Annotated in this window: 15 protein-coding genes; 4 read left to right on the plus strand and 11 right to left on the minus strand. The window is 50.4% G+C overall.

All coding sequences use genetic code 11. From position 1 onward, the window contains the following. Positions 1–11: 11 nt before the first annotated feature. The 7 genes from IEW11_RS10365 to IEW11_RS10395 all read right to left on the minus strand — a co-directional run bounded on the left by IEW11_RS10365 (position 12) and on the right by IEW11_RS10395 (position 10,017). On the minus strand, positions 12–1,055 hold the full coding sequence (locus IEW11_RS10365; RefSeq protein ID WP_229725140.1) for a zinc-dependent alcohol dehydrogenase family protein: 1,044 nt from the start codon (positions 1,053–1,055) through the stop codon (positions 12–14). A 38-nt stretch (positions 1,056–1,093) separates the two neighbouring features. Then, on the minus strand, positions 1,094–1,933 hold the full coding sequence (locus IEW11_RS10370; RefSeq protein WP_188531008.1) for a carbohydrate ABC transporter permease: 840 nt from the start codon (positions 1,931–1,933) through the stop codon (positions 1,094–1,096). Then, positions 1,930–2,814, minus strand: a complete 885-nt coding sequence (locus IEW11_RS10375; protein WP_188531009.1) for a carbohydrate ABC transporter permease — start codon at positions 2,812–2,814, stop codon at positions 1,930–1,932. The genes IEW11_RS10370 and IEW11_RS10375 overlap by 4 nt, the downstream gene beginning before the upstream one ends. 69 nt (positions 2,815–2,883) lie before the next feature. Beyond that, positions 2,884–4,221: an extracellular solute-binding protein gene (locus IEW11_RS10380; protein ID WP_188531010.1), complete on the minus strand. Its 1,338-nt coding sequence runs from the start codon at positions 4,219–4,221 to the stop codon at positions 2,884–2,886. 178 nt (positions 4,222–4,399) lie between these two features. Beyond that, positions 4,400–5,695: a response regulator gene (locus IEW11_RS10385; RefSeq protein WP_229725142.1), complete on the minus strand. Its 1,296-nt coding sequence runs from the start codon at positions 5,693–5,695 to the stop codon at positions 4,400–4,402. Then, entirely contained in the window at positions 5,688–7,430 is a 1,743-nt protein-coding gene (locus IEW11_RS10390; RefSeq protein ID WP_188531011.1) for a sensor histidine kinase, read from the minus strand. Before IEW11_RS10390 ends, IEW11_RS10385 begins: the two co-directional genes overlap by 8 nt. A gap of 103 nt (positions 7,431–7,533) precedes the next feature. Then, positions 7,534–10,017, minus strand: coding sequence for a beta-mannosidase (locus IEW11_RS10395; RefSeq protein WP_188531012.1), 2,484 nt, complete (start codon positions 10,015–10,017; stop codon positions 7,534–7,536). A gap of 107 nt (positions 10,018–10,124) precedes the next feature. Here IEW11_RS10395 and IEW11_RS10400 point away from each other — a divergent pair, with 107 nt between their 5' ends. Continuing rightward, positions 10,125–10,997: an AraC family transcriptional regulator gene (locus IEW11_RS10400; RefSeq protein WP_188531013.1), complete on the plus strand. Its 873-nt coding sequence runs from the start codon at positions 10,125–10,127 to the stop codon at positions 10,995–10,997. Positions 10,998–11,136: 139 nt separating this feature from the next. Here IEW11_RS10400 and IEW11_RS10405 read toward each other — a convergent pair whose 3' ends face one another. The 4 genes from IEW11_RS10405 to nikC are packed head-to-tail and all read right to left on the minus strand — an operon-like array spanning position 11,137 to position 15,027. Beyond that, complete coding sequence (locus tag IEW11_RS10405) at positions 11,137–12,150, minus strand: ABC transporter ATP-binding protein (RefSeq protein WP_188531014.1); 1,014 nt, start codon at positions 12,148–12,150, stop codon at positions 11,137–11,139. Next, positions 12,147–13,163 (minus strand): ABC transporter ATP-binding protein, encoded by a 1,017-nt coding sequence (locus IEW11_RS10410; protein ID WP_188531015.1) that lies wholly within the window; start codon positions 13,161–13,163, stop codon positions 12,147–12,149. Before IEW11_RS10410 ends, IEW11_RS10405 begins: the two co-directional genes overlap by 4 nt. Before the next feature lie 26 nt (positions 13,164–13,189). Next, entirely contained in the window at positions 13,190–14,113 is a 924-nt protein-coding gene (locus IEW11_RS10415) for an ABC transporter permease (RefSeq protein WP_188531016.1), read from the minus strand. 17 nt (positions 14,114–14,130) lie between these two features. Further along, entirely contained in the window at positions 14,131–15,027 is an 897-nt protein-coding gene (gene nikC / locus IEW11_RS10420) for a nickel transporter permease (protein WP_188531017.1), read from the minus strand. Between the two features lie 149 nt (positions 15,028–15,176). Here nikC and IEW11_RS10425 point away from each other — a divergent pair, with 149 nt between their 5' ends. The 3 genes from IEW11_RS10425 (at position 15,177) to IEW11_RS10435 (ending at position 19,917) form a co-directional block, all read left to right on the plus strand. Further along, positions 15,177–16,829 (plus strand): glutathione ABC transporter substrate-binding protein, encoded by a 1,653-nt coding sequence (locus tag IEW11_RS10425; RefSeq protein ID WP_188531018.1) that lies wholly within the window; start codon positions 15,177–15,179, stop codon positions 16,827–16,829. 439 nt (positions 16,830–17,268) lie between these two features. Continuing rightward, positions 17,269–18,891, plus strand: a complete 1,623-nt coding sequence (locus IEW11_RS10430) for a peptide ABC transporter substrate-binding protein (protein WP_188531019.1) — start codon at positions 17,269–17,271, stop codon at positions 18,889–18,891. A 96-nt stretch (positions 18,892–18,987) separates the two neighbouring features. Continuing rightward, the gene (locus IEW11_RS10435; protein WP_268237379.1) at positions 18,988–19,917 is read left to right on the plus strand and encodes an ABC transporter permease; all 930 of its coding nucleotides are present in this window, start codon (positions 18,988–18,990) and stop codon (positions 19,915–19,917) included. Positions 19,918–19,921 lie beyond the last annotated feature (4 nt).

Here is a 19,921-nt window from a genome sequence, read left to right on the forward strand (position 1 = left end):
CTCACGCTATTCTATTCCCACACGAATACAGCCTTTTCGGTTTTCCGCTCATCAAACATCCTAAAGGCAGTCTCCGCTTCCGAGAGCGGGAATTTATGGGTAACCAGCTTCTCCACCGGAATCGATTTACGGACGATAAAATCGGTGATCTCGGCAAATTCCTGAATCGGGAAATACCAGGATCCGATCAGCGTCACCTGTTTGCGAATCAACTGCTCACTCGGCTTGATCGTCGATTCGCGGCATTCGCCGACGAAAGCTGCGCGGCCGTGCGGCCTGATGCAATCGAGCGCTTGATTCTCCGCATGGGTATTGCCCGAGCAGTCCACGGCGGCATCCGCCCCTTTGCCGCCGGTCAACTGGCGGATTCTTTCCACCACATTGCCCTCGCGGCCGTCCAATACGTGATCCGCGCCAAGCTCCATCGCGAGTTCCAACCGCTCCTCAATCATGTCCACGGCAATAACAGTCGCACCGAGCGCCTTTGCGACGAGAATGCCGGCGCCTCCCATCGGCCCAAGCCCGAAAATGACCAGAGTATCGCAGCCGGAGATCCCCAGTCGTTTCTGCGCATGGTAGAGTGTGCCTACGGCATCGGTGGAAACCGCCGCAGTGACGAAATCGATGCCGTCCGGCAGCTTCATGCAGTTCACTTCCGGCACCACGATATAGTCCGCATCTCCGCCGTGCTGGTCGAAGCCCACGCACTGCCAGGTCGGACAGAACATGATATAGCCGCTCTTGCAGCTAGGGCATTCGCCGCAGCCCAGAGCCAGATACACCGCAACGCGGTCGCCTTGCCGGATATTCTTGACACCGTCCCCGACGGACTCCACAACGCCTGCCGGCTCATGTCCCGGAATGACCGCACCTGCCTTATCCGCGCTTCCGACGACACCGGCGTTTCCGTAATATAAGCTCATATCGCTGCGGCAGATTGCCGAAGCTTTCATTTTGATCAGCACTTCTCCCTGGCCCGGTACAGGTACCGGAAAGTCGCGCACCTCCACCTTCTTGTCGCCTGGAAAAACGACGCCCTTCATCGTTGCTGTCATAATCAATTCCTCCCAATTAATAGATTGGATTGCCGCGATCAACCTTTGACCGCTCCAGCCACCATTCCTTGAATGATCCGTTTGTGCATGGCGAGATACACTGCGATAACCGGCAGTACGGCCACGTTGATGCCTGACATTAGCTGCGGGTAATTCACCGAATATTGTCCGACGAAATTGGTCAAGCCGACAGGCAGCGTCTTCAGCTCCTGGGAACTGATCAAAATAAGCGAGAATGGAAATTCATTCCACACGTTAAGGAAGCTCAGAATGATACAGGTCGAGATGATCGGACGGCACATCGGGTATACGATCTTGATCAGCGAAGTAAAGATATTCGTTCCGTCCACATAAGAAGCTTCCTCAATCTCAAGCGGAATGCTCTTGACAAAGCTTTCGATAAGAAAAATGACAATAGGCAGCGCAAACGTAACCGCAGGCAGAACGAGCGAGAAACGATTATCCAGGAATCCTACGTATTTGTATTCAATAAAGACCGGCACAAGCAGGCCGTATACCGGTATCAGCATGCCGAACAAGAACATCGCGTACAGCGCATTTCGGCCCCGGAATTGAAATCGTGCGAGAAAATAACCGCTGACAAATCCGATCATGATCGTTAAAATCGTTGCGACGACACCGAGAAATACACTGTTTAAAAAGTATTGATACAGCTTCGCTTCCCAGAATACCGTCACATAGTTCTCAAAATGAAACGATGTCGGCAGGGATAAAATGCTTAAGCTGAATTCCTGATGGGTTTTTAAAGAAGAATACAATATCCATAGGATAGGGAATACGCAAGCGACGGAAACCAGCAGCAGCACGATATTAAACAGCCCTTTGAACACATTCGGGATGACGGTGTTTTGCTTCATCGGTTCGTCCCCCCCATCAATCTGCGGATGACCAGAACAAGCAAGAGGCTCAGGATGATCATGCCGATCGATACCGCGCTTCCGTAGCCCAGACGGAATTGACCGAACGATACGTTGTATGCATACTGCGCCATAACGGTCGAGCTGTCTCCCGGTCCGCCGCCAGTCATAACGAAAATGTTATCGAATATTTTCATATTGCCTGCAATACAAAGCATAAGCGCAACCTTGATTGTATCGGCAAGCATCGGAAGCGTAATGTAAATCGCCTTGCGCAGTCCTGTCGCTCCGTCGATTTCCGCTACCTCATAAATTTCAGAGGAAATGTTCTGAATGGCGGACATGAAAATAATGAGGTAGAGACCGATAAACTGCCAGATGATCGGAGCCGTGACGGAATAAAGCACGATGCCGGGATCATCGAGCCATGGCTGGATCCAGGAGCTAAGCCCTATACTGGACAACAGCTTGTTCAATATGCCGTAATCTTTGTTATACATCAGCGTCCACACAAAGCCGACCACAACGGCCGGCAGCACAACCGGCAGGAAGATGACGGTGCGGTGGAACTCCCTGAATTTCACCCATTTGGACTGCAGTACAATCGCCAGAACAAAAGCAAAACCTAGCTGGCCCACAATGCTGAGTCCGGTAATCACAAGGTTGTTTTTGAATGAGTTCCAAAACTTCCCGTCCTTTACAAGTTGGGCATAATTGCTCAATCCGACGAAATCTCCCATAATGCCGCCTGTAAATTTATATAGGCTGAAGTAAATCGCTAGAATAAGCGGAATGACAATGATGAAAAGGTTGATCAATATTCCCGGCAGCAAGAATCCGAATATAACGATCCCTTTCGGTTTCGGTAATGTTCTCTCCACAGATCCATCCCCTTAACAGTATTTTCTCCGAAACCTTGCGGTTTCGGAGAAGAAAACGACAATTATAGCTTAAGAATTCTCGTAGGCTTCCTGGATTTCTTCCGCCAGCTTCTCAGGCGTCTTGCCGGAGCTCGGGATCAGAAGCTCCTGAAGTCCTTTGTTCATGACCTGGATAATAGATGGCGCCAGATGGATGTCATATACCGGTGTCATCTTGGACTTCTCCAACAGATCCAGATACTCCAGGAAGAGAGGCGTTGATTTGCTCTTGTCATAGTCCGTTGCAATGGAACCGGATGAATCGCCCAGCTCGGCGGACATGTTGGCTGCTTTCTCGCCGGACAGCAGCTTGACCAGCTTAACCGCCGCTTCGAGCTCTTCCCCTTCCAGATTCGAGTTGAGCGCGATTGCCCAGCCGGAACCGCCGGCCGTTGCCCAAGCTTCGCCGGCGCCGCCGTTCACGCTTGGCAGCAGCGCAAGATGCGTGTTGTCGAGAACTTCCTTCGGCGCGTCGTTGACGACAGAGGATACCGCCCAGCCTCCCTCCAGGAACATTGCCGCTTGACCGTTGTAGAAAGCAGTTCTCTGCTGTGTATGATCAATGCTGTTGATGTCGGAATTGAACGCGCCCATGTCGGACAATTGCTTGATGGCCGTCAGCGCGTCGATAAACGGCTGATCCGTGAAGCTCGCCCCCTGCCTGTCGCGGATGCTGTTGAACCAGTCGGTTCCCGTGAAACGGTCGCCAAGGGCGCTAAGCAGGGAGGAACCAGCCACCCATTGATCCTTATTGCCCATAGAGATCGGCGTAATGCCCATTTCCTTGAATTTCGCAAGTGCGTCGATCAATTCATCCCATGTAGCAGGGAATGTTTCGTAGCCGACATTTTTGAAAATCTCGGCATTATAATACACGAAGGAGGTCGACGTCATTTGTATCGGAGCGCCCGCGATTTGACCATCGACGTCGAAGTCGTTGAAAGCGGCGGGAATAAAGCCGTCCTTCCATTCTTTATCCTCATCCAGGATGTCGTTGAGCGGCATAATCAAGCCGTTATCGAGGAACATCCTGGCGTCCGAGCCCAGCAGCATGAATACGTCAGGCAGATTATTGCCCGCTGCGAGCGTTTTGATTTTTGTTTTAAGTGAAGCGTTATCAAGGGTCTCCTCGGAAATTTTCACGTTCGGATTTTCGGCCTTGTACTCATCGATCAATTTCCGGCGCACCACATCCACCGCCTGCGTAGATGTCGACGACCAGGAATTCGTCAGTGTCAGCTCAATCGTTTTTTCGCCTGAACCGGCTGCAGCATTGCCGCTTGGAGCCGCGTTATTTCCGCCACAGGCGGATAACAGCATGGATGCGCCAATAAGTACAGCAGATAACATTTTGTACGTTCTTTTCATCTTTTTTTCTCCCCTTTGGTATAAGATTGCGTCCTGCTTGTATTTATTTTGACGGTTCTCGACATCGAAAAACAGGTGGCATTTTCGTTAAAACATCGAATGTTTTGTGTTATTCAATGAAAACTTCAGGGATAAAACACAAAACCGGCCCAGCGGCCGGTTCCGTTGTCCTGCGGTTTTACTCATGATTGCGGTAATCACGGGGAGAATAATCCGTATATTTCTTGAAGATCATCGAGAAATACTTATAATCTTGAAAGCCGACCTTCTCTGCAATTTCATAGGTTTTGAGCCAGGTCGTTTTCAACAGCTTTTTTGCCTCCGCCACCCGATATTGATTAAGCCATTTCACGAATGTGATCCCCATCTCTTCCTTAAACACCTTGCTGAAATGGGCCGGTGTGACGTATACATGCCGGGCAAGATCGTTAAGGCCGATCTGCTTGTCGTAATGTTCTGCGATATACTGGATCGCCTCTTTGACCAATTTTTTGGCGTTTCGTGCCGGATCCTCCTCGGACATGCCCTGCTGCGAGCCGTCCGGCAAGCTGTATGCATCGCTGAACATGAGGATGGCGCCTTTCCCATTGATTCCTTTACGCCGGAGTGCAGTCACTGCTTCCTTATACGACGCATGCAGATCCATCATGTCCGCTCTTTGGGTGCCGATGCCGATACTAATGGATAGCTTTAGGTATTTCCTGATATTTTCCTGAATTTCCTTACAATTGTCCCGAATATCAAGACCTTCTCTCGTATTGACAAGTCCGATCATTTTGTCGGACTCTCCATAACATACGAAGCCCGGAATGCGGGAGACCAGCGTCTCCTCAGCAATATTCATAACGGCAAACGAATAAGCCTCCTGCTCTTTGCGTGACAACCCTTCTGTGAACATGGCATAATCGTCGATTTCGATGACAAAAACCTGATAGGCCGGCCCGACCAGCTCGATGTTAAGCGTTCTGGCTTGATCAATGACCTCGCCACTGTCCGGCTTGAGATGGATCAGGCTGTTCATGAGCGCCAATTTAATTGCCGGCAGATTCTCATTAAATATTTTATTTTTGATAATCTCTCCCTGCCGATCCGAGCGTATCCTGCGCTGCTCGTCCCGCAGCTGCGTCAACAGCTCCACCAGCTTCTCGGCCATAATCGGTTTCAGCAGGTAATGGCGAATGCCGATCGACATCGCTTCCTTCGCATATTGAAAATCCTCGTAACCGCTGAGCATCACGATTTCTATATCCGGATACTGCGCCTTCACCGCGTGCGCCAGCTCGATACCGGTCATCACCGGCATACGGATATCGGTCAGGATAAGATCTACAGCATGCTCCTGCAGCAGATCAAGCGCTTCCCTCCCGTTCCTCGCCTGGGCAACGAACGCGATGCCATGCTCACCCCATTCGATCGAGGTTGTAATCCCGCGCCGAACAACCAGTTCATCATCTACGAGCATCACGTTAAACATGGGCGTTCGTTCCTTTGAGCCACGGTTGTCTGACAGTCACCGTCGTTCCTTCCATGGGTACGCTGTGGAAGTCAATGCCGTAGGAGCCGCCGAAATTCAACTGGATGCGGTCGTTGATATTTTTAAGCGCAAGGCCCCGGTTGTCCTCCCCTGTCTGATGCAATAACGCGTTGACCGCCGCTTCGTCTGCGCCTGCGCCGTTGTCGGTAACCGTGTAAACCAGGTCGCCGCCTTCCCGGAAAATCCGGATGCGGATCGAACCTGAGCCTCCCTTTTGCTCGATACCGTGGCTGATTGCATTCTCCACCAGAGGCTGCAGTATGATTTTTGTCACTTTGCAATCCATGGCTTCCTCCTCCATATCGATCGTGAATAGGATCTCCTCTTCATATCGTTTCTGCTGAATAAGCATATAATAGTGCAGATGGTCGACTTCCCGGCTTACGGTGGTAAAGCCGCTGCCGCTGTTGAGTCCGATCCGGAACAGCTGCGACAGCGCATTGATCATAACAGATGTCTCGAACGCTTTTTCCATACGGCTCATCCAATAGATCAAATCCAGCGTATTATAGAGGAAATGCGGGTTTATCTGTTCCTCAAGCGCCTTGAGCTCGGCTTCCTTCTGCTTGATCTTCGATACATGCACTTCGTTGACCAATTCGTCCAGTTTATTGGACATCCGGTTAAAGCTCCGGGCAAGCAGCGTCATTTCATCGTTGCCCCGCTCTTCCATCCGCATATTGAAGTTCTCATTCTCCACCTGTTTCATCAAGATACGGATCTGCTTGAGCGGCTTCAGCACCCTTGCCGCGAACAACAGGATAAACCCAATACAAATGACAAGACTGGCCGCAATCGTGATCGCAGTCACTCTACCAATGACATCGCCGGATTGAGAAATATAGTCATACGGGATCAACTGAACAATTTGCCATCCGATCGGCTGCATCCGGTCGAATATGGCCAAATATCTCTCTCCTTCGATTGTCGTGTTGAAGTGCCCGGCCGCCGCGCCTGCCATATTCGGATAGTGAGAGGCTGTGTCCAGCCGTGTGCCCGCTTCTTTGCCTGAGATCGTGGACAGAATCGTACCGTCACGGTCCAGCAAATAAAACTGTCCCTTATCCTGCACTTGTGTCCGGTACAGATCCCGGATGTCGCTCTCCAGAATATTGATTTTCATGAAGCCGAGCGGCCGGCTCAGGTTGTTGACATCCCGAATTTCCCTAACCATGGAGATGGCGTTAACCTGCCTGGCGCCGATTGCTATGCTGTTAAAATACCACATTTCTTTCCCTCTAAGCTGCTGCAGCTGAAGGGTCCGCTCGCCGTCTACGGTGTTGCCGGCCCCTCTGACATCCAATCCGTTGCCGTAAGCGTCCTCAATATAAATGGAATATATGTATCTTTTGTTAAAAAGCTGGTCATTGAGAAGGCTCAGAATTTCCGGCTCCCGCTGGTGCCTGTTCTCTGTATTCGACAACAGCAAATAGTCGTTTAACACATTGTTCTGAATCAGATTCAGCGATATCGTCTCCACATCATTCATTATAAACGTCAGGTTGTTCGCGATTTGCTCGGCATTGACGAGATTCAAATCGATAACTTGGCTCCGCACCATCTGAATCGATTCTCTATAAGAGAAGGTACTGACCAGAAGCAGCGGAAGCAGCGTAATGATCAGGGAAAACATCAAAATTTTGGACCTTAAGCCGAAAAATCTCTTTCTGTGCATACATACACCACCGAATTACAGGATGCATCCGATCATACCATAAAAGAAGGAGCTGTCCCATAAGTCATACAATGACTCGGGCAGCCCCGTCAACGAATATAGATCAAGCAAGGTCGTACAAGGAGGTCACACGCAGCTGCTGCTTCAGCTGCTCCAGCGTCAGTGCCTCGGACAAGCTGGATTTATCAAGCACAACCTCCCTGGAGGCGCTGCCCGACAGATCAAAGAAGTTATCGTCGAACCGGCCGTCCGCTTCCGCCAGCTGCAGTCCGACGTACTTGGCGAACGCTTCCGCACGCAGGCCAATGACGAACCCATCTTTCGTCTCGCTGACCTCAACTGCGATCTGCGGGTCAAGGAAATCAAAATGTTTGGCCTTCGTGAACAGTACGGTGCCGCCGCTCACTTCTCTGCCGTCTGCGACGAACATAAATTCCAGGTACGATTGTCTCATGGCAAGGCCGGTGCTCAGCTCTTCCCTGAAATCCAATGCAATTCCCTGCTTTGCCTGAAGCGCATCGACGGTAATTTCCGCGCTGCCTTCTTTCACGATGCCGCTTCTGTGGTCTCTCAGCTTCCAGTGAATCGTCCCGCTGACCAAAGACATCGTTTCATTCGTTACATGAAGCGTTACGCCTGTGCCCTCCTCGCATGCGGATAAAAGAACCGGCGCGTAGAACCGCTTCGCAAAATAATGCAGCGCCTTCCAGCGTCCGTAGTAATCAATGCTGGACCACGAAGCGACCGGCCAGCAATCGTTGAGCTGCCAATAAATCGAACCCATACAGCGGCCTCGGTTGCGGCGCCAGTGCTCGACACCGTATTTAATCGCTTCCGCCTGCAGCAGTTGGGATGCATACACCATCGATTCAAAATCCTTAGGATACTTAAAGTTCTCCGACAGATAATACAGAATTTTGCCGTTTGCCGCACCGTTCTTCTGATGCTTCTCCATCACATAAGAAAAGATATTCCGGTCTTGCGGCAGCGTGAACGATTCGATCGTCTTCATATCGGGGAACGACTGGAAGCCGAACTCCGAACAGAAGCGGAAATAGAAATTGCGGTAATCGGTGAACGGCTTCAGACCATGCCAGACATCCCAGTAATGAACGTCGCCGTAGTTCTCGCTGTTTGGCTTGTCGAAGCTTCCGCCGGAGGAAGGAGACGACGGCCAATAGAAGCGCTGCGGATCGTATTTCTTTACTACGTCGGAGAGGACAACCTCGAACTGCTTGATATAATCCGCGCGTAGTCTCGGGATTTTCTCGAAGAAATCCCACTCCTCCCATCCCCATTCCATCTCGTTGTTTCCGCACCACAGCGCCAGACTTGCATGATGGCGGAGACGCTTGACGTTGTCGATTGCCTCTTGGCGGATGTTCTCGGTAAAGGCGTCAGTCATCTCATAGACAGCACACGCGAACAGGAAATCCTGCCACACGATCAGACCGTATTTGTCGCACAGCGCATAGAATTCATTACTTGGATAAAATCCGCCGCCCCATATGCGGATACAATTGAAATTCGCTTCGATGCAGTCCAGCAGAAGCCTTTCCGTCTGCTCGATCGATACCCGGGTCAACACATTATCTTCCGGAATATAATTGGCGCCTTGAGCGAAAATTTCCACACCGTTTACCTCGAACGCAAAGCTCTCGCCCCATTGGTCCGGCTCCCGGTTCACACGGAGCGTGCGAAGGCCGATAGTGTATTGCTTCCCCTCCAGCAAGCTGCCTTCCTGCACAATACGCACTTCCACCGTATACAGCGGCTGCTCTCCGTATCCGTTCGGCCACCAAAGCTCGGGATCGGCGATTTCGACCTGGAATTGAACCGCCGCCCTATCCAGTCTGTCCTTGTTCAGCACAGCTTTACCCGTGTACACGACCCTGCTTCCGTCCGTCCCCTTGACGATCAATTCCGCTTCTGCCTGCTCCTCAGTCCACACAAGAGCGGAGACATCGACGCTCAGCTTTACTGAACCGTTACGGTGCTCCTGGGCGATATACACATCATGAAGCCGTGCCGCAGTATGCGATACAATCGAAATGTTGCGCCAGATTCCGGCATCCGGAAGCTTCGGGCCCCAGTCCCAGCCGAACATGGAGTGTACCTTACGGAGGTGGGGGAAACCCGGCAGCGCATCGGATACGCCATACAGTGGGTTGGCGGCATGACGCTCGGCTACGAACCGGTTCGGTGAGGAAAATACGATTCGCAGCTCGTTCTCTCCTTCGACAACCCGCCCTTTGATATCAAATTCATAGGTACGGTGCATATTATCCGTAGAAGCAAGCGTTTGCCCATTGAGAATAATCCGGGCCAATGTATCGAGACCTTCGCAGCGGAGCAGCAATTGGTCTCCGGCAAGCGCCTCGGAGGTAAGCTCAAATGTCCTCGTATACTCGTAATCGTCATCCATCAATGCGAGAGCCGCATCTTCGTTATCACGGTAAAACGGATCCTCCATTCTGCCGCTGCGCAGCAAGTCCGCATAGACCGAGCCGGGAACAACGGCCTCCATCCATTCTGTATCCTGAGTCCGCTTCATCTGCCAGCGGCCGTTCAAATCAATGGTAATCATGCTGTCATCTCCTTGTATCTTTAGGGATACACCTATGGTAAGATGAATTCACGCGAAAATCATAACCGTTTTTCGGGTTCTTATCTCCATTCTTCGGGAGGCTAGAGATGACCTCGATTTATCCCTATTACTTTACCGACTATCACAGGGTTCATCCGGATATGCCCTTTACGATCGATATCCATCTGATTGACAGATTCCCGGCGCACCGCCACGATTTCCTGGAAATTTCGCTTGTCATCGAAGGAAGCGGCAAAGAAATCGTGAACGGCGTTGAGCATCCTATGGAGCCGGGCACCCTTACACTGGTGCTCCCTTTTCAATTCCACGAGCTTCGCGCCGATCCGGGTTCGACGCTGAAGCTCTATAATTGCATGTTCAGCGTGGAGCTGCTTACAGACACCCGTGAATCCGCAGCGGGCTTCGCCGAGCTGCTGCTTGGCGGAGAGGACGACCGTCCGACCTTCTTTCAGCTCACTGATAAACATGCAACGGATATGGCTCGCATCTTCCAGGAAATGCTCGAAGAATTTGAAGGCAGGCGGACCTGGCGAATCGCTATTCTAAAGGCAAAACTTATGGAAACCATGATCCGGGTAGACCGTCTTCGCAGCGACTTCCATCAGCAGGCATCCATCCCCGTGCCAAAACGCGGGGAGCTGCCAGATTCAATCTGGAAGGTGATCCGTTACATGCATGTCCATTACAGGGACGCCCTCACCCTGTCCGGGCTCGCCGAGACCTTCCACTTCAACGAGACTTACCTGAGCGAACAAATCAAACGCCACGCCGGCGTAAACTTCATCGACCTGCTTCATGAGATCCGTCTCCGCCATGCTTGCTCTCTGCTCGTCTCCACGGAAATGACAGTGTCGGACATCGCCTACGAGATCGGCTACGGTTCCTCCAATACGCTGTACAAAGCTTTTCAGAAATATAAAGGCGTAACGCCGGGGAGCTACCGGAGCGGCATAAATTGACATCACAGCGGATCTTCCATATTCGGCAGTATAATTAACCCGATTAGGTCCGGTGGCGCGCAAAAAAAAGATACCCAAAGTTGACGGGTACCATAAAGCTACTGTAAACAGCTTAGTCTCGACAGTTTCCTACTTCACTTCACGAATACGCCCGCTCCATCGAGCCGTTTTGAATCTCTTCCATGTAGTGGCAAGCCGCTTGATGGCCCCCGGCTGCACCTTCCGCTGTGCGAAGCTGGGGGATCTCCTCCTTGCAGCGGTCCGTCGCATAGGGACAGCGGGTATGAAATACGCAGCCTGGCGGAGGATCAATGGGCGACGGTACATCGCCCTTCAGGATGATTCTCTCCTTTTTTCGATCCGGGTCAAGGACGGGGATCGCAGATAACAGCGCACGGGTATAAGGATGCTGCGGATGTTCGAATAAAGAGGTCTTATCCGCAACTTCCACGATGCGTCCCACATACATGACGATGATCCGGTCGGAAATATGGCGCACGACGCCAAGGTCATGGGAAATGAACAAGTAGGTCAGCTTGAATTCCCTCTGCAGCCTTTTTAACAGATTAAGCACCTGTGCCTGGATAGAAACATCCAGCGCCGACACGGCTTCATCGCAAATGATGAGCTTCGGGTTGACCGACAGAGCCCGGGCGATGCCGATCCGCTGCCGTTGACCACCGCTGAATTCGTGAGGATAACGATCCGCTTGATAAGCGGCTAAACCTACGGTCTCCAGAAGCTCGATCACCCGGTGCCGGCGCTTGCTCTTCGGTACGACGTTTTGAATCTCCATCGCCTCTTCGAGAATCTCGCCAGCGGTCTGCCTGGGATTCAAGGAGGCATAGGGATCCTGAAAAATGATCTGCAAATCTTTGCGTTTCTTATTCATTTGCCGCTTGTTCAAAGCCAGCAGGTTGCTGCCCTCAAAGATAATCTCCCCCGATGTTGGTTCATCCAGCCGCATAATCGCTCTTCCCGTAGTCGATTTGCCGCAGCCCGATTCTCCCACGATGCTGACCGTTTCACCCTCGTAGATCGTGAAGGAAATATCATCCACTGCTTTAACATGATTGACGATGCGTCCGAGAAAACCGCCCTTGATCGGAAAATGCTGTTTTAAATGTTTGACATTCAGCAGTTCTGTCTTCACGGTGTTCGATTCACCTCCGGCTGCTGTCCCCACTTATCGGTATAAATCCAGCATCGAACTTGACTACGGTCCTCCAGTTTATTCAACTCCGGCAGCTGTTCAAAGCAGATTTTCGCCGCGTGCGGACAACGCGGCGCAAACCGGCAGCCTTCCGGCAGCTCGAAGGGGCTGGGCACGGAACCTTTGATCGCTTCCAGCTCCTCTTTATCGACGTCGTGGCGCGGCAGTGAATTCAACAGGCCTACTGTATACGGGTGTTTTGGCGCTGTGAACAAGGTTCTCACATCGGCATATTCAACGACCTTCCCACAGTACATAACCGCGACATCATCGCATGTTTCGGCAACAACGCCAAGATCGTGCGTGATAATAATAACGGACATGTGCAATTTTTGCTGCAAATCTTTGATCAGCTCCAAGATCTGCGCTTGAATCGTAACGTCCAGCGCAGTCGTCGGTTCATCTGCGATCAGTACATCGGGATTGCAGGCTAGAGCAATGGCGATCATAATCCGCTGTCTCATGCCCCCTGACAGCTCGAATGGATACTGATGAACCCTTTTTTCCGGGGATGGGATGCCGACCAGCCTGAGCATGTCCACCGCTTTTGACATCGCCTGTTTTTTGTTCATGTTTTCGTGAATTTGATAAACCTCGGCAATTTGTTCGCCAACGGTGTAGACCGGATTGAGGGATGTCATCGGTTCCTGGAAAATCATCGATATATTGTTGCCCCGTATGCTGCGCATTTGCTTCTCGGATTTTTTGAGCAGGTCTGCTCCGTTGTACAGCAGTTCGCCGGCCACGATCCTTCCCGGATTGAAAATCAACCGGAGAATCGACAGTGCCATGATGCTCTTCCCCGAACCTGATTCGCCTACGATACCCAGTGTTTTCCCTTTAGGAACGTTCAAGCTGATTCCGTCTACAGCCTTCACTTCTCCGCCTTCCGTAAAATAAGAGGTCCGCAAATCCCGGATTTCCAGTACCGCTGTTTTATTAACCAATGTCATATCTCTCCTCTCTTCTGGCATGGTGATTAGTTGAGATCGATACGTTTATTGAAATATCTATAGGAGATGTCTACCAACAAATTGACGAATACAAACATCAAGGAGAGAACCAGCACGGTTCCCTGCACGACCGGAAAGTCTCTGGCGCGGATAGAGTCAATGACGTATCTTCCCATCCCATTGACGGCGAAGACCGTTTCCGTTAAGACGGCCCCGCCGAGAAATCCGCCAAATTCCAGGCCAATGACGGTAATGACCGGGATCATCGCATTCTTCAGTGCATGCCTGTAGATGACGACGCGCTCACGTACGCCTTTAGCCCTTGCAGTGCGGATGTAATCCTGGCCAATCACCTCCAGCATGCTCGAACGGGTCATGCGGGCTATAATTGCCGCTCCGCCTGTTCCCAGTGTGATCACCGGAAGAACGTTCTGCGACCACGTCCCCCATCCAGAAGGACGAAACCAGCCGAGATCGACCGCAAAATATTGGATCAGGATGAGCCCCAGCCAAAAGTTCGGCATGGACAGGCCAAATAGAGCAATGATCATAATCCCGACATCAGCAGCCGAATTTCGCTTCACGGCCGATATAATCCCAGCGGTAAGTCCAAGAAAGACTGCCAGAATCGTACTGTAAACGGCCAGCTCCATCGTAATCCAAAACCTGCTTGTGAAAATTTCATCCGTGATCGGGCGGCTGCTTCGGATGGAATCTCCCAAGTCGCCCTGCAACAGACCGCCGATATAATTAAAGTACTGCACCGGTATAGGTTCGTTTAATCCAAGGTTTTCCCTGATTTGATCTACCTGCTCCTGAGGCACGCCCTCGCCGACGATCACTTGTGCCGCATCCCCGGGTATAAGATGCATCAACAAAAATACAATGATCGTTACCCCGATGATTACGGGAATCGTCTGCAGCAGCCTGCGAATGATATATTGGAACAATATGCTGCCCCCCCTTCTTATTTGTTGGCCTTTGGATCAAGGGCGTCTCTCAATCCATCTCCGAAAAGATTGAATGCCAAAACGACAACGACGATGGCAATCCCCGGGATCAGTGCGATATGGGGATGCTCCTGCATATAGTTCCGGCCGTCATTGAGCATGGCCCCCCACTCCGGCGTCGGAGGCTGGGCTCCCAGTCCGAGAAAGGAAAGACCGCTTGCGGTCAAGATCGCTATCGCAATCCGCAGCGTGGCCTGGACAATAATAGGAGATGAAATATTAGGCAGAATGTGCTTGAAAATAATCCTTCTGTCGCTGGCGCCGAGTGCACGCATAGCGTCGATATATTCCAGCTTGCGTACGGCTAAGGTGGATCCTCTCACAATTCTGGCAAAGGTAGGAACAGAGAATATGCCGACGGCGATCACCACCATGACCAGACTTTTCCCTAAAACGCTTACAATCGCCAGTGCCAGCAAAATACCTGGAAATGCGAGCATAACGTCCACGACCCTCATAATGACCGCATCCCATTTCCCCCCATAATATCCGGAAAAGACACCGAGAATGATACCGAACACGGCTCCTACCAGCACGGAGAAAAATCCGACTGATAACGTAAGCGGCATCCCGTGAATAATCCGCGTAAATATATCCCTTCCGTTATGGTCCGTACCGAACCAATGCTCTGCTGAAGGCTTCAGCAGCCGGATGGAATAATCGACTTTGGCTGGATCGTACTGCGTCAGATAAGGGCCTATGATTGCCGTAATCACACATAGTACAACGAGGTAACCGCCGACTAAAGCCGCTTTATTTTTGCTTAACCGATTATAAAATGATCTCCACCTTCCATGCCTGTTTGTACTCGGAGCAAAACTTGTGCCTCTTGTTTCAGGTAAAATCTCGTTCATGCATCCCATCCTCTCTTTCCGAATATTCTGAATTATTACAATAATCAATTTCTTTATCTGGATAATTCTAGTATAATAAATTTTGACGGATTTTTATAGTAAAAATAAAATTCTGTCAAATTATATAATAATTGAGAGGGGAATGAGTGATGAAAAGAAGTAGAAGGCTGTTATGGATCATTTCTTCAGTGCTTGTCCTAGCTGTGTTTCTGTCCGCGTGCAGCAACAACGGCAGCAACACTCCCGGCAATTCAAATGGTAATGTCGGCAGCACGAACGGCAATGGCACACCTGAGAATTCGAACAATGTGACCGAAGGCACTGGAGAAAGCAGCGGAGACCTGGTTGTTGCCTGGTTATCGGATCCCCCTTCTATGGACCCACACATGTCTACCGATCAGCCATCGAGCGTCATGACTACTCATCTGTATGATACGCTGGTCGTTCATGACAAGGACCTCAATATCGTAGCGGGTCTGGCTGAAAGCTGGGAGCAAGTCGATGAGGTAACCTGGGAATTCAAGCTTCGGCAAGGGGTCAAATATACGGATGGCTCCGACTTCAACGCTGACGTGGTCAAGTCCAACATCGACCGGATGCTGGACCCGGATGTAGCATCGCCGCGGGCGTTTCTCGTTAATATGATCAGCGAAGTGAACGTGGTCGATGAGAATACCGTGCAATTAATTACGGCGTTTCCATTTTCTCCGCTGCTGGCGCATCTTGCCCATTCCGGTGTCAGCATGGTGAGCGCAGAAGCGATAAAACTGGATTACGAGCAGGTTGAGGCCGGTCAAAAAGCCGGCACCTATCTCTCCCAAAATCCTGTCGGAACCGGTATCTTCAAGCTGGAGAGCTGGAATCCCGGCCAAGAGGTAAAGCTTGTACCTAATGAATCGCATTGGGGAGACAAAGCCAAAGTAAACAGCATAACCTTCAAAGTGGTTAGTGAGGACGGTACACGGATTGCTGAGATCGAAACCGGCTTTGCCCATATTATTGACCCGGTTAGCCCGGGCGACTTGAATCGTGTCGATAGTCTCGATGGTATATCCGTCAATCGACAGTCAACGCTGAGCCTGACCTATATCGGATTCAATATGGACAAAGAACCGTTTAATGATGTACGCGTGCGCCAAGCGCTTTCCATGGCGATCAACAAAGAGGACATTGTGCAAGGGATTTATGAAGGCACTGGGGTTCCTGCAGTGGGTCCGCTGGCACCGGATGTTTTCGGATATGACGATTCCGTTTCTCCGATACCTTATGATCAGGATCGGGCGAGAGAGCTTCTTGCGGAAGCAGGGCATGAGGGCGGATTATCCACGACGATCTGGACAAATGACAACACTGAGCGGATTAGAATCGCTGAATATGTGCAGTCCAAATTAAGTGAAATCAACGTTGATGTAAAAATTGAAGTGCTGGAATGGGGCGCATACCTCGCGCAGACTGCTGCCGGAGAGCATGATATGTTCATTCTGGGCTGGTCAACGGTGACCGCTGACGCCGATTATGGCTTGTACCCGGTATTCCATTCCGAGAATGTAGGCGAGCCGGGGAATCGTACCTTCACAAAGGATGCAGAACTGGACAAGCTTCTGACCGATGCCCGCGTGGAGAGCGATCCCGATGCGCGCAAAGCACTCTACAAGCAAGCGCAGGAGAAGCTGGTTGAGCTGGCACCGATGCTTTACCTTCACCACAAGGAAGACCTGAATGGCGTTAGCGATAAAGTGCAGGGTTTCTGGCGGCATCCGAATGGAATCATGCAGCTTCATGATGTTTCTCTCCAACCATAACCATTATCCAAGCTGGCCCCGGTACGCAACCGGGGCCAGCTTTTTTTAATTCACCGCGAAGGATCCCCGCGACATTTTAAGACCTGAAACAAGCCGTTCAATTCGTATAACGATCATTTCATTCCAAAAAGCTTTAAATGTTCTGAAAAAACGTTTATATTCAACATTATTCTTTTTCATTATTTTATTAGTAAATATACCCATATTTTATCTTATTTTGATTATTATTATTTTTTGAAAACGGATTCAAACCCTATAGAATACTTCTGATTCGCGCCGCGGCGAACAGTTAAAACCCTATATTTAAGTTTTATGGTTATTTTTTGTCATTGTTTACATTTATATAATTCTTATAATTAGACCAGTAGGAAGCTTCAAAGCACAGGGTTCATAAATTTGCATTTGAATGCTGACTCACTGTAAAAATGGGAGGATTAATATGTCAATTAGATTTCACAAAATTGTATCCGTTGCCATGGTATTCATTTTAGTTTCAACCGCTCTTTTGGGATGCGCAGGCAAGGAAAAAGAACTGACAATTAACTACAGAGCGGAGCCTCCCGTGCTCGACGTATCGAAAGCGGAAGCCCAGGCGGCATTTACACTGCTCAACGAACTGAACGAGGGGCTGTACCGGATTGACAAAGAAGGAAATCCTGTTCCCGGCCTGGCGAAAGACATGCCGAAAGTTTCCGAAGACAAACTGACCTACACCATTGAACTGCGCGAAGGACTGAAATGGGCTGACGGCTCTGCGCTTACTGCCAATGATTTCATCTACTCCTTCCTTCGGACCCTTGATCCCGCTACAAAGGCGCCATACGCCTTCCTTCTCGGATGGATCAAAGGCGGCAATGACATTCTTAATGCTAAGACGCCAGAAGAAGCCGAAGCAGCCAAGGCAAACTTTGGAGCCAAAGCTGTAGGTGATACCACGTTGGAAATCACCCTGGAGAAGCCGGTCGCGTTCTTCACTCAGCTTCTCGGATTCTCTACCTTCTTCCCGCAGAAGCAAGACATGGTGGAGAAAGCCGGTGAGAGCTACGGCGGTGACCCGGACAAAGTCATCGGAGCCGGTCCGTTTAAGCTTGAGAAGTGGAATCATGGCCAAAGCCTGGAATTCGTGAAAAACGAGAATTACTGGGATGCTGAAAATATTAAATTAGAAAATTTTAAATTGAATATCGTGAAGGATGGCGGTACCGCCGTCAACCTTTATAAAACCAAAGCAACCGACGTAACGACAGTATCCGGCGACAGAGTAACCGAATGGAAAGGCAAGCCGGATCTGGTATCGAATGTTGAGCAAACGACGACTTATATCCATTTGAATCAGAAAAACTTCCCGCCGTTTGCGAATAAGAAAATTCGCCAAGCGCTGAGCATGTCGATCGACCTGCAAAAGCATGTGGACGTCGTGCTTAATAACGGCACAAAACCATCGAACGGCTTTGTTCCGGCAACCCAGCAGGACGGCAACAATCAGGAATTCAGAACCGTCGCCGGAGATACGCAGCTGAAGTATGATCCAGCCCAAGCGAAGCAGCTGCTTGCGGAAGGCTTGAAGGAACTGAACCTGACTTCCCTGCCGAAGTTCCAGCTTCAAGGTGACGATATCGAAACCGGCAAGAAATCCCTTGAATTTATCGTTGGCCAGTGGAAAGACAACCTCGGAATTGAAGTCGAAGCCGTTCCGCTGCCGCATAAAAACCGGGTTCAAAACGAACTTGACAAGACCATACAAGCTTCACTGACGCTTTGGGGTGCCGACTATAACGATCCGATGACATTCCTTGATCTGCTCACAACGGACAGCCCGTTCAACGCTTCTGATTATTCGAACAAGGAATTCGACGAGCTCATGAAAACATCGGACTTTATGCCGGATACCGTCACGCGTTCTCAAAACTTCGTAAAAGCTGAGAAAATACTAATGGATGACGCGGCAATTATTCCATTGTACTTCCGCACTTCCACTTATCTGGTGAACCCGCGTCTGGAAGGCTTTTTCCTTCAGAGCCTCGGCTACGAATTCGAGCTGAGATGGGCTTCGCTGAAGTAACGGAACACCTTGAATCTTGTAAATATTGATCCTTGGACCGTTCCAACTTAGGTTGGAACGGTCCTTCCGCTAGAAGACCTTTAAGGAGGTGCTCTTGTGTTAAAATTCATTTTCCACCGGCTGATCTATATGCTCATCACGTTATGGCTGATTATTACACTGACATTCGTGATGATGAAAAACCTGCCGGGTGATCCTTTCGGTGAATCCTCCCAGAAGCTGACCCCTGAGAACAGAGCGCTTTTGATGGCCCAATATGGACTGGACAAGCCGTTATGGGAGCAATATTTAAAATACTTTGGCAACCTGCTGCACGGAGATTTCGGGCGTTCATTTTCGTTTCCGGCGCAGACCGTCACGCAAATCATCCAGCAGGGGTTTCCCGTTTCACTGCAGCTTGGGGTCGTCTCCCTCTGCATCGCCGTAATCGTCGGTCTTGCGCTTGGCATGATCGCCGCATTAAGGCATAACAAATGGCAGGATTATTCCGCTATGTTTACCGCGATCGTAGGAATTTCCATTCCTTCGTTCGTCCTGGCGCCCCTCTTGTCCTATTATGTAGGCGTCGAATGGGGCATCTTGCCCGCAGGGCTTTGGGAAGGCCCGCAATACATGATACTGCCCGCGCTTGCCCTTTCCCTGGGCACCATTGCTATTCTGGCGCGCTTGATGCGAACTTCGATGCTCGACGTGTTGAATCAGGATTTCGTAAAGACAGCAAAAGCAAAAGGCCTAAGCTCCAGCGCGATCATCTGGCGCCATACGGTGCGCAATGCCATTCTGCCGGTCATCACGATTCTCGGACCGATCTTTGTTAACATCATAACCGGAACCTTTGTCGTCGAAAAGGTGTTCTCCGTCCCGGGGCTCGGCACGAAGTTTGTGGAATCCATCTATTCCAACGACTACACGATGATCGGCGGCCTTACGATTTTTTATTCGATTGTCCTTGTCGTCGTGTTGTTCTTAACGGATATTATATACGGATTGGTCGATCCTCGAATTCGGCTTAGAAAAGGGGGCTAATCAC

This window comes from Paenibacillus abyssi (assembly GCF_014640295.1).
GTDB lineage: Bacteria > Bacillota > Bacilli > Paenibacillales > Paenibacillaceae > Paenibacillus_D > Paenibacillus_D abyssi.

Excerpts from the sequence above, each read along its gene's own strand:
- IEW11_RS10425 (WP_188531018.1), top strand. The coding sequence starts at position 15,177 with ATGAAAAGAAGTAGAAGGCTGTTATGGATCATTTCTTCAGTGCTTGTC.
- IEW11_RS10390 (WP_188531011.1), bottom strand. The coding sequence starts at position 7,430 with ATGCACAGAAAGAGATTTTTCGGCTTAAGGTCCAAAATTTTGATGTTT.
- IEW11_RS10410 (WP_188531015.1), bottom strand. The coding sequence starts at position 13,163 with ATGACATTGGTTAATAAAACAGCGGTACTGGAAATCCGGGATTTGCGG.
- IEW11_RS10430 (WP_188531019.1), top strand. The coding sequence starts at position 17,269 with ATGTCAATTAGATTTCACAAAATTGTATCCGTTGCCATGGTATTCATT.
- IEW11_RS10380 (WP_188531010.1), bottom strand. The coding sequence starts at position 4,221 with ATGAAAAGAACGTACAAAATGTTATCTGCTGTACTTATTGGCGCATCC.
- IEW11_RS10365 (WP_229725140.1), bottom strand. The coding sequence starts at position 1,055 with ATGACAGCAACGATGAAGGGCGTCGTTTTTCCAGGCGACAAGAAGGTG.
- IEW11_RS10400 (WP_188531013.1), top strand. The coding sequence starts at position 10,125 with ATGACCTCGATTTATCCCTATTACTTTACCGACTATCACAGGGTTCAT.
- IEW11_RS10370 (WP_188531008.1), bottom strand. The coding sequence starts at position 1,933 with ATGAAGCAAAACACCGTCATCCCGAATGTGTTCAAAGGGCTGTTTAAT.
- nikC (WP_188531017.1), bottom strand. The coding sequence starts at position 15,027 with ATGAACGAGATTTTACCTGAAACAAGAGGCACAAGTTTTGCTCCGAGT.
- IEW11_RS10395 (WP_188531012.1), bottom strand. The coding sequence starts at position 10,017 with ATGATTACCATTGATTTGAACGGCCGCTGGCAGATGAAGCGGACTCAG.
- IEW11_RS10385 (WP_229725142.1), bottom strand. The coding sequence starts at position 5,695 with ATGTTTAACGTGATGCTCGTAGATGATGAACTGGTTGTTCGGCGCGGG.